The organism is Lysobacter antibioticus, from assembly GCF_000731095.1.
Lineage (GTDB): Bacteria > Pseudomonadota > Gammaproteobacteria > Xanthomonadales > Xanthomonadaceae > Lysobacter > Lysobacter antibioticus_B.
In genome coordinates, this window is record NZ_JMTZ01000003.1 from 96,916 (window position 1) to 109,022 (window position 12,107).

The window sequence follows — 12,107 nt, forward strand, 5'->3', positions numbered from 1 at the left end:
CGGTGCCGGTCGGCGTACCGGGCGAGTTGTACCTGGCCGGCAAGGGCCTGGCGCGCGGCTATCTGCATCGCCCCGCACTGAGCGCCGAGCGCTTCGTCGCCGATCCTTACCTCGCCGGCGAGCGCATGTACCGCAGCGGCGACCTGGCGCGCTGGCGCGACGACGGCCAACTCGAATTCATCGGCCGGGTCGATCATCAGGTCAAGCTGCGCGGCTTCCGCATCGAACTCGGCGAGATCGAGGACGTGCTGCAGCGCCACGCCGCGGTCGCGCAATCGATCGTGGTCGCACGCGAAGACGTGCCGGGCCATAAGCAACTGGTCGCCTATGTCGTGCTCGAACACGAACGCGACGCCGACCGCGACCAGGGCCAGGAATCGCGCCTGATCGGCGAGTGGGAAACCATCTACGAGACCCTGTACGGCGAAGAACCGCCGCAAGCGGTCGAGTTCGGCGAAAACTTCCACGGCTGGAACAGCAGCTACGACGGCTCCGAGATCGCTCTCGAACAGATGCGCGAGTGGCGTGCGGCCACGGTCGAACGCATCCTCGAACTGCAGCCGCGGCGCGTGCTCGAAATCGGCGTCGGCAGCGGCCTGATCCTGTCGCAGGTGGCGCCGCACGTCGAGGCCTACCACGGCACCGATCTGTCGGCGGCGACCATCGAACGCCTGCGCGGCGAGATCGAACGGCAACCGCAACTGGCCGGCAAGATCGAACTGCATGCGCGGCCGGCGCACGAGATGCACGGCCTCGGCGACAGCCTGGCGAGCGACGGCCAGGACGGCCGCTTCGACACCATCGTCATCAACTCGGTGCTGCAGTACTTCCCGAACGGCGACTATCTGCTGGAAGTGATCCGCCAGGCGATGGACTTGCTGACGCCGGGCGGCTCGCTGTTCCTCGGCGACGTGCGCAACCTGCACCTGCAACGCAGCTTCGCCACCGCGATCCAGTTGCACCAGGCCGATGCCGACACCGACGCGGCGGCCCTGCAGCGGCGCATCGAGCAGATCCTGCTGGCCGAGAAGGAACTGCTGGTCGCACCGGAGTTCTTCAGCCAACTGCCGCAGCGCCTCGACGGCATCGCCGCGGTCGACATCCAGACCAAGCGCAGCGCCTACGGCAACGAACTTAGCCGCCACCGCTACGAGGTGGTGCTGCGCAAGGGCCCGCTGCCGCTGCGCTCGCTGGCGTCCTTGCCGGTGCGCGCCTGGGGCGCGGATTTCGACGGCTTCGATGCCGTCGCCACCCATCTGCTCGACCACCAGCCCGCCGGCCTGCGCCTGCGCGGCGTGCCCAATGCGCATCTGCAACCCGAGCTGGACGCGCTGCAGGCCCTGGCCTCCGGCATCGCCATCGCCGAGGTGCGTGCGCAGCTGATCGCCGCGGGCAGCGCCATCGAGGCGGCCAGCGAAGCGCTGGTGCAACTCGGCCGCCGCCTCGGTTACCGGGTCGCGACGACCTGGTCCGGCGGCGCCATCGGCGACGGGCTCGACCTGCTGTTCGTGCGCGCTGAAGACGCCGCCGCGCCGGCGGTGTGGACCGATCTGTACCTGGCGAACGCACCGCGCGAGCTCGCCGTCTGCACCAACAACCCGGCCAGCTTCGACCAGTTCAGCGACCTGCGCCGCCATGTCGCCGCGCAACTGCCGGACTACATGCAGCCGGTGATGGTGTTGCTGCCGTCGATGCCGCTGACCCCGAACGGCAAGATCGACCGCAAGGCGCTGCCGGCTCCCGATTTCACCCCGGCCCACCACCGCGCCGCGCGCAACGACCGCGAGCAGATCCTCGCCGAGCTGTATGCGCAAGTGCTCGGTCTGCCGCGGGTCAGCATCGACGACAGCTTCTTCGATCTCGGCGGCGACAGCATCATCTCCATCCAACTGGTCAGCCAGGCGCGCAAGGCCGGTCTGCTGATCACCCCGCGCGACGTGTTCCAGCACCAGAGCGTCGCTGCGCTGGCCTTGGTCGCCCGCGATGCCGACGAGGCCGCACCGGCCCTGCTCGACGAACCGCTCGGCGAACTGCCGGCGCTGCCGATCCTGCGTTGGTTCCTCGAGCGCGAGGTCGCCCTCGACGGTTTCAACCAATCGGTGCTGCTGCGGGTGCCGGCCAGCCTCGCCGAAGCCGAGCTGCGCGATGCGCTCGCCGCCCTGCTCGATCACCACGACGCCCTGCGCCTGCGCCTGGGCCGCGACGACGCCCAGGCCTGGCGCCTGCATGTGCCCGAACCAGGCAGCCTCGGCGCCGCAGCCTGCCTGCGGCGCATCGACGTCGCCGGTCTCGATGGCACGGCGCTGAAGGCCCGCATCGACGCGGCTGCCGCCGAATCGGCGCAGGCCTTGTCCTGCGAGCGCGGCGATTTGCTGCGTGCGGTCTGGTTCGACGCCGGCGAGCACGGCGGCCGCCTGTTGTTGACGATTCACCACCTCGCCGTCGACGGCGTGTCCTGGCGCATCCTGATCCCGGACCTGCGCGACGCGGTCGAGGCGATCCGTGCCGGCCGTGCGCCGGCGTTCGCGCCGCGCAGCCATTCGCTGCGCACCTGGTCGCAACAGTTGTCCGACGACGCGCATTCGCCGCAGCGCCTGGCCGAGCTGGCGCATTGGTCGGCGACGACCGATGGGTCCGACCCGCCGCTGTCGCCGGTCGCGCTCGATCCCGCACGCGACACTGGCGCCAACAGCGAGCACTTCAGCCTCAGCCTGCCGAGCGAAGTCACCGCGGCCCTGCTGACGGCGTTGCCGGCGCGCTTCCACGCCCGAATCAACGACGTGCTGCTGAGCGGCTTCGCCCTCGCCGTGAGCGACTGGCGCCGCCGCCACACCGGCGCCGCGGTCGATGCACTGCTGCTCGACCTGGAAGGCCACGGCCGCGAGAGCGATCGCAACGGGCTCGACCTGTCGCGCACGGTCGGCTGGTTCACCAGCCTGTATCCGCTGCGCCTGTCGCTGGACGAGATCGACCTGGAGCGCGCCTTCGCCGGCGACGGCGAGCTCGAACGCTTGCTCAAGCGGGTCAAGGAGCAATTGCGCGCGGTGCCCGACCACGGCCTCGGCTACGGTCTGCTGCGTCATCTCAACGCCGATACCGGCGCGCTGCTCGCCGCGCAGCCGGCCGCGCAGATCAGCTTCAACTACCTCGGCCGCTTCGGCGTCTCGGAAACCCGCGATTGGGAACAGGCCGAGGAAGAGGTCGCCAATGCCGGCGGCGATGCGATGCCGATCGCCCACGCGATCGAACTCAACGCCCTCACCCAGGACCGCGCCGACGGCCCCGAGTTCGTCGCCACCTGGTCGTGGCCGCGGGCCTTGTTCGACCGCGCCCAGATCGTCGACCTGGCCGAAACCTATGCGCGCGCCCTCGGTGCGCTGGCGTCGCTGCTCGAACGCGACGACGCCGGTGGTCTGACCCCGTCCGACCTGCCGCTGGTCGCGCTCGACCAGACCACCATCGAAACCCTAGAACGCGAACACGGCGGCGCCCATGCGGTCGCCGACATCCTGCCGCTGACGCCGTTGCAGCAAGGCCTGCTGTTCCACGCCCTATACGACCACGAAGGGCCGGACCCCTATGTGGTGCAGGTGCATTTCGATCTCAACGGCCCGCTCGACGAAGCGCGCCTGCGCGACGCCGCACGCCGGCTGATGCAGCGCCATCCGCACCTCGGCGCGGCCTTCGTCCATCGCGGGCTGGAAACGCCGGTGCAGCTGATTCCGCGCGAAGTGCCGCTGGACTGGCGACGGGTCGATCTCGACACGGTGCCGGCCGCGCAACGCGAAGCCGAAGCAGCACGGGTCGCCGAGACCGAGCACCTGCGCCGCTTCGAGCTCGATCGTGCGCCCTTGCTGCGTTTCACCTTGGTACGCCTCGCCGATGCGCACCACCGTCTGCTGATCACCAACCATCACATCCTGCTCGACGGCTGGTCGCTGCCGGTGCTGGTGCAGGAGTTGTTCGCGCTGTATGGCGGCGCCGAGCTGGCGCGTGCCACGCCGTACCGCGACTACCTGGCGTGGCTGGGCCAGCGCGATCCGGCCGCGGCCGAACAGGCCTGGCGCGAAGTGCTCGCCGACATCGAAGAGCCGACCTTGTTGCTGCCGTCGCGTCCAGCGGCGTCGGGCGAGCAATCGCATCACGCCCTCGATCTGCCCGAGCCGTTGTCGCGCACCCTGGCCCAGTTGGCGCGCCGCCACGGCCTGACCCTGAACACCCTGGTGCAGGGCGCCTGGGCGTTGTTGCTCGGGCGCATGCTCGGCCGCGACGACATCGTCCTCGGCACCACGGTCTCGGCTCGTCCGCCGGAGCTACGCGACGTCGCCCAGATGATCGGCCTGTTCATCAACACCGTGCCCTCGCGCGTGCGCCTGCAGGCCGGCCAGAGCTTCATCGACCTGCTGCTGCACCTGCAGGCGCAGCAGGCCGGGCTGATCGAACACCAGCACCTGAATCTGTCCGAGCTGCAACGCCTGGCCGGTTTCGAGCGTCTGTTCGACAGCCTGTACGTGTTCGAGAACTACCCGATCGATCACGACGGCCTGGAGTCGGCGCTCGGCGAGCTGCGCATCAGCGGCTTCCACAGCAGCGACGCCACCCACTATCCGCTGAGCCTGCTGGTCACGCCGGGCGCGCGCCTGTCGTTCCGTTTCAACTACGACCCGGCGCGGTTCGACGCGCTCAGCATCGAGCGCCTGGCCGAGCGTCTGTCGCGTCTGCTCGACGCGATCGCTGCGCATCCGCAGCGCGCCCTCGAACAGTTCGACCTGCTCGACGACCGCGAACGCCGCCGCGTGCTCTACGACTGGAACGGCAACGAAGTCGAGCTGCCCGTGCAGACCGTGCCGCAATGGTTCCAGCAACGTGTCGCCGCCGCGCCCGAGGCGGTCGCCGCGGTCTGCGCCGGCCACGAGTACAGCTATGCCGAACTCAACCGCCGCGCCAACCGCTGCGCGCATGCGCTGATCGCGCACGGCGTCGGCCCCGAGGACCGCATCGCCATCGCCGTGCCGCGCTCGCTCGACACCGTGGTCGCCGTGCTCGGGATTCTCAAGGCCGGCGCGGCCTACCTGCCGCTCGACGCCGACCACCCGGCCGAGCGCCTGGCCTGGACCCTCGCCGATGCGCGCCCGCGCAAAGTGATCGCCACCCGCGCCAGCGCGGCGCGCCTGCCCGCCGACGCCGAGTTGCTGTTGATCGACGACGCCCACGGCTTCGGTGCCGAACTGGTGCACGCGCCGAGCCACGACCCGGACGACCGCGAACGCATGCGCGCGCTCGATCCGCGCCATCCTGCCTACGTCATCTACACCTCCGGTTCGACCGGGCGGCCGAAGGGCGTGGTCGTCACTCACGCTGGCATCCCCAGCCTGACCCACAGCCAGATCGAACGCTTCGGCCTCGACGCCGACAGCCGCGTGCTGCAGTTCGCCTCGATGAGCTTCGACGCGGCGGCGATGGAGATGCTGATGTGTTTCGCCGCCGGCGCGACCTTGGTGTTGCCGCCGCCGGGTCTGCTACTCGGCGACGCGCTCGCCCGCACCCTCGACGAACAACGCATCAGCCACACCCTGATTCCGCCGAGCGCGCTCAGCAGCCTCGACCCGAGTGTGCAGACCTGGCCGAGCACCCTGATCGTCGGCGGCGAAGCCTGCCCGCCGCACGTCGCCGCGGCCTGGTCGGCCGGCCGGCGCCTGGTCAATGCCTACGGCCCGACCGAAATCACCGTCTGCGCGGCGATGAGCGGGGTGTTGTCGCCGGCCTCGCTGGCCGGCGCGGCGCCGCCGCTCGGTACGCCGATCGCCAACACCCGCTTGTACGTGCTCGACGCCATGCTGCGTCCGGTGCCGGCGGGCGTGGCCGGCGAGTTGTACATCGCCGGCGCCGGCCTGGCCCGCGGTTATCTCGACCGCCCGGGCCTGAGCGCGGAACGTTTCGTCGCCGACCCGTTCGTGATCGGCGAGCGCATGTACCGCAGCGGCGACCGCGCCCGTTGGCGCGAGGACGGCCAGCTCGACTACCTCGGCCGCGCCGACCAGCAGATCAAGCTGCGCGGTTTCCGCATCGAGCTGGGCGAGATCGAAGCCGCGCTGGCGCAATGCGGCCATGCCGGCAACGCGGTGATCGTGCGCGAGGACCGGCCCGGCCATCCGCTGCTGGTCGCTTATCTGGTCACCCACGAAGCCATCGACGAGGACGGCCTGCGCCGGCGCCTCGGCGAACGCCTGCCCGAGTACATGGTGCCGTCGGCTTTCGTCGCCCTGCCCGCGCTGCCGCTGACCGCCAACGGCAGCAAGCTCGACCGCAAGGCCTTGCCGGCGCCGGAGTTCGCCGCGCAGCCGGCCTCGCGCGGCCCGCGCAACGCCGCCGAGGCGCTCCTGTGCGCCTTGTATGCGGAAGTGCTCGGCCTGGAACGGGTCGGCGTCGGCGACAGCTTCTTCGCCCTCGGCGGCCATTCGCTGCTCGCCACCCGTCTGATCGGCCGCATCCGCGCGACCTTCGACGTCGAACTGTCGATCCGCACTCTGTTCGATGCACCGACCGTGGAAGCACTGGCGCGGGCCTTGCCCTCGGGCGGCGGCCGGCGTGCGCCGCTGATCGCGCAACCGCGGCCGCAGCGTCTGCCGTTGTCGTTCGCTCAGCAACGCCTGTGGTTCCTGCATCAGTTCGAGGGGCCCAGCGCGACCTACAACATCCCGCTGGCCCTGCATCTGGACGGCGAACTCGACCGCGATGCCCTGCGCGCCGCGCTCGCCGACTTGGTCGCGCGCCACGAAAGCCTGCGCACGGTGTTCCCCGCGACCACCGTCGCGGGCGAAGCGCCGAGCCAATGCGTACTGGCCCAGGCCGAGGCTCCGCTGTCGATCGCGAACACGGACGACGAACGCCTGCGCGCCGACCTGTCGCAGACGGCCGCCTACGCTTTCGATCTCAGCCGCGAATTGCCTTTGCGCGCGCATCTGTTCGCGCTCGACGCGCAGCGCCACGTGCTGTTGTTGCTGCTGCACCACATCGCCGGCGACGGCGCCTCGCTGGCGCCGCTGTCGCGCGACCTCGCCCAGGCCTATGCCGCGCGCCTGCGCGGCCGTGCCCCGGACTGGTCGCCGCTGCCGGTGCAGTACGCCGATTTCAGCCTCTGGCAACGCCAAGTGCTCGGCGACGAGGGCGACGCCGCCAGCCTGCTCGCGCAACAAGCCGAGTACTGGAAGCGCACCCTCGCCGATCTGCCGGAACTGATCTCGCTGCCGAGCGACCGGCCGCGGCCGCCGACCTCGAGCTACCGCGGCGGTCACCTGTCGCTGCCGCTCGACGCCGCCCTGCATGCGCGCCTGGCCGCGCTTGCCGGGCGCCACGGAGCGACTGTGTTCATGGTCCTGCAGGCCGCGCTCGCCGCCACCTTGAGCCGGCTCGGCGCGGGCGACGACATCGCCCTCGGGACGCCGATCGCCGGCCGCTCCGACGCCGCGCTCGACGATCTGGTCGGCGTGTTCCTCAACACCCTGGTGCTGCGCAACGACACCTCGGGCAACCCGAGCTTCGCCGCACTGCTCGGCCGCGTGCGCGAGACCGACCTGGCCGCCTACGAGCACCAGGACCTGCCGTTCGAGCGTCTGGTCGATGCGCTCAAGCCCACCCGCTCGATGGCCCATCACCCGCTGTTCCAGGTGATGCTGTCGCTGCAGAACCACGCCCAGGCCGAGCTGGAATTGCCCGGCCTGCGCAGCCGCAGCGCCGAGTTCGACCTCGACATCGCCCAGTTCGACCTCAGCTTCGACTTCACCGAACTGCACGACGAACGCGGCGCTGCGGCCGGCCTGCACGGCATGATCGAGTATGCCGTCGACCTGTTCGACGCCGACACCGCCCGCCGCATCGGCGTCTACCTGGAACGCATGCTGCGTGCGGTCGCCGCCGACGCCGGCCGCGCCATCGGCGATATCGAGCTGCTCGATGCCGACGAACGCGAATGCCTGCTGGTCGGCTGGAACGGCGCCCGCACCACAGCGTCCGGGCGCTCGTTACCGCAGTGGTTCGAGCATCAGGTCGCGGCGACGCCCGACGCGATCGCCGCGGTCTGCGGCGAACTCTCGCTGAGCTATGCCGAACTCAACCGCCGCGCCAATCGCATCGCCCACGGCCTGATCGCCGCCGGCATCGGCGCCGAGGACCGGATCGCCCTGGCCTTGCCGCGTTCGCTCGACACCGTCGTCGCCATGCTCGGCGTGCTCAAGGCCGGTGCGGCCTATTTGCCGATGGACACCGAGCACCTCGGCCCGCGTCTGCGCGAACTGCTCGCCGAAGCCGCGCCGCGCCTGCTGCTCGCTCACGGCGCCATCGCCGATGCGCTTATCGACGATGCCCCGCTCGCGGTCGACATGCCGGTCTGGCGCCTGGACGACGTCGAGGGCTTGCAACGCCTGTCCGACGCGCCGGACTACGACCCGACCGACGCAGACCGCTCAGTGCCGCTGCACCCGCTGCATCCGGCCTACGTCATCCACACCTCGGGCTCGACCGGCAAACCCAAGGGCGTGGTCGTGACCCATGCCGGCGTCGCCAACCTGTTCGAGGAACATCGCGAGCGCCTGTTCGCCGATGTCGTGCGCCATTCCGGCGAGGCGCGCATCCGCTTCGCCCTGACCGCGACCTTCGCCTTCGACACCTCGCTGGAAGGTCTGTTGTGGTTGTGCGCCGGCCAGGAACTGCACCTGATCGACGACGACACCCGCCGCGAAGGCGAGGCCCTGCTCGACTACATCGCCAACCGGCGTATCGACGCGGTCGACCTGACCCCGGCGCATTTCGAGCAGTTGCGCGCTATCGGCCTGCTCGACGAAGGCCGCACTCACCCGAGCACGGTCGTACTCGGCGGCGAAACCGTCGGCGAATCGCAGTGGAAGACGCTGCGCGAGCATCCGGTGCGCGGCTACAACTGTTACGGCCCGACCGAATGCACGGTCGACTCCAGTTACGTCGCCATCGACGAGATCGAAGAAGGCGACCGACCCAGCATCGGCACGGCGCTGCGCAACACCCGTTTGTACGTGCTCGATGCGCGCCTGCGGCCGGTGCCGGTCGGCGTGGCCGGCGAGCTGTATATCGGTGGCGCCGGCCTGGCCCGCGGCTATCTCGGCCGTCCCGACCTCAGCGCCGAGCGCTTCGTCGCCGATCCTTACCTCGTCGGCGAACGCATGTACCGCTCCGGCGACCTGGTGCGCTGGCGTCGCGACGGCCGCCTCGAACACCTCGGCCGCGCCGATCACCAGCTCAAGATCCGCGGTTTCCGCATCGAACCGGACGAGATCGAAACCGCCCTGGCGGCAGTCGGTTATGCCGCCAATACGGTGATCGCACGCGAAGACCGGCCCGGCCAGCGCCAGTTGGTCGCGTATGTCGTGGCGCCGCAGATCGATGCCGCGCAGCTGCGGCGCGAACTCGCCGAACGCTTGCCCGAGTACATGCTGCCGGCGGCCTTCGTCGCCGTTCCCGCCCTGCCGTTGACCGCCAACGGCAAGCTCGACCGCAAGGCGCTGCCGGCGCCGCAAGTGCAGGTCGACGTCTCGGCCGCGCCCGGCAGCGAGCTCGAACAGCGCTTGTCGCTGTTGTTCGCCGAAGTCCTGGGGTTGACCGCGGTCGGTATCGACGACGGCTTCTTCGCCCTCGGCGGCGACAGCATCAGTTCGATCCAGTTGGTCAGCCGCGCCCGCCAGGCCGGCCTGCGCCTGAGCGCGCGCGAGGTGTTCCAGCACCAGACCGTGCGTGCACTCGCCACTGTCGCCACTGCGCTCGAACAAGCCGTTCGACTGCCGGCGGTGGCGTCGACCGGGCCGTTGCCGGCGACGCCGATCCTGCGCGACTTGTTCGAACAACCGGGGCCGTTCAAGCAGTATCAACAGTCGATGCTGCTGCGGGTGCCTGCGCTCGACGCCGCGCCCTTGTTGCACGCAATCCAGGCCCTGCTCGACCACCACGATGCGCTGCGCATGAGCGTGTCGCCGACCCATGAGCTGGAGATCGCCGAGCCCGGCCGCATCCGCGCCGACGACTGCGTGCTCGCGGTGTCGCTGCACGGGCTCGATGCGGCCGCACGCGAAGCCGAGATCGCCGCCCAGGCCCAGGCCGCGCAGGAACGCCTCGACCCGCAAGCCGGACGCCTGCTGCAAGCGGTCTGGTTCGACCACGGCGAACGCTCGCGCCTGCTGCTGGTCCTGCACCATCTGGTGGTCGACGGCGTGTCCTGGCGCATCCTCGTGCCCGACCTGCAATCCGCCTACCAACAGGCCGCCGGCGACGTCGAGGCGATCGTGCTCGAGCCGGTGCCGACCTCGTTGCGCGAATGGGCGCTGGCCCTGCCCGAGGCGGCGCAGCGGCGCAGCGCGGAACTGCCGTTCTGGCGTTCGATGCTCGAAGACGCCTCGCCGTCGTGGTTCGCGCGCCCGCTCGATCCGCAGCGCGACACCCATGCCAGCCTGCGCAGCCTCAGCCTGAGCCTCGACGTCGCCACCACCGAGCGCTTGCTGATCCAGGCGCCGGAGCGCATCAACGGCCGCGTCAACGACGTCCTGCTGACCGGGTTCGCGCTGGCCGCGTTCGCCTGGCGGCGCCAGCGCGGCAACGCGCCCGATGCGGATAGCCTGCGCTTCGACCTCGAAGGCCACGGCCGCGAGACCGCGATCGTCGACGGCCTGATCGACCGCGCCGACCTGTCGCGCACCGTCGGTTGGTTCACCAGCCTGTTCCCGGTGCGCCTGGATGCCTCGCAGTTCGACCCGGTCGAGGCGATGACCGGCGGCAAGGCCATGGAACGCGCGCTCAAGTCGGTCAAGGAACAACTGCGGCAAGTGCCCGACCAGGGTATCGGCTATGGCCTGTTGCGGCATCTGCACGACGAGGCCGGGCGCGAACTCGCCGCGTTCGCGGCGCCGAGCATCGGTTTCAACTACCTCGGCCGCTTCGCGGTCGGCGCTTCCGACGACGCCGCGGTATGGAGCGTGGCCGACGACCCCGGCGCCTTCGGCGGCGGCAGCGACGAGGCCCAGCCCTTGCCGCACGCGATCGACCTCAACGCCCTGGTCCAGGACGGCCCCGACGGTCCGCGCCTGTGCGCGAACTGGAGCTGGGCCGGCGAACTGCTCGACGAAAGCGAGGTGCGTGCCTTTGCCGAGGCCTGGTTCGACGCGCTCACCCGCATCGCCGACTTCGCCGCGGCCGCCGACACGTCGACCCTGACCCCTTCGGACGTCCCCATGGTCGCGCTCGACCAGTCCGACATCGAACTTCTGGAATCGATTTATGCGCAACTCTCAGATTGAAGACCTGCTGCCGCTGTCGCCGTTGCAGCACGGCTTCCTGTTCCACGCCCTCTAACAAGCGGCAGCGCAAGCGCTGTTGCGGCGCCATGCCAGCCTGCGCGCGGCCTTCGTCCACCACAAGATCAAGGAGCCGGTGCAGGTCATCCAGCGCGAGGTCGAGCTGCCCTGGCGCGAGATCGATATCAGTGGTTTGCCCGCGGATGAGCGTGCCGATGCGCTAACCCAGACGATCGCCGACGACCAACAGCAACGCTTCGAACTGACCCGTGCCCCGCTGCTGCGCTTCGTGCTGGTGCGCGAGTCGGCGACCCGGCATTACCTGGTGTTCACCAGCCATCACATCCTGCTCGACGGCTGGTCTTCGCCGATCCTGCTGCAAGAGTTGTTCGCGCTGTACCGCAACGGCGCCGACGCGCAGGCGCTGCCGCGGGTCACGCCCTACCGCGACTACATGCGTTGGCTGACCTCGCGCGATGCGGCCGCGGCGCGCAGCGCCTGGCGCGACGCCTTCGCCGGCTTCGAGGAGCCGAGCCGGATCGCAGCGGCCACGACTGCAGCGGCGGTACCCGACACCTTGCGCATCGACCTGCCCGATGCGCTGGTGCAATCGTTGACCCGACTTACGCGTGGCCTCGGTGTGACCCTCAACACCGTAGTGCAGGCGGCGTGGGGGCTGTTGCTCGGCCGGCTTACGCATCGCCGCGACGTCGCCTTCGGCACCACGGTTTCGGGCCGCCCGCCGGAGCTGGCCGGCGTCGAGCAGATGGTCGGTTTGTTCATCAACACCTTGCC

2 protein-coding genes (1 of these 2 running past the window's edge) are annotated in these 12,107 nt (G+C 70.2%); both read left to right on the forward strand.

Annotated elements, in window-relative coordinates:
- Positions 1-11,315, forward strand: partial view of a non-ribosomal peptide synthase/polyketide synthase gene (locus EX88_RS24190; protein ID WP_051884288.1) — the final stretch only. Its footprint begins 16,570 nt before the window's first position; only the last 11,315 of its 27,885 coding nucleotides appear in the window; its start codon lies beyond the left edge, outside the window; it ends in the stop codon at positions 11,313-11,315.
- Between the two features lie 76 nt (positions 11,316-11,391).
- The coding region (locus EX88_RS0101015) for a condensation domain-containing protein (protein ID WP_031370169.1) at positions 11,392-12,107 on the forward strand (716 nt) is incomplete at its 3' end.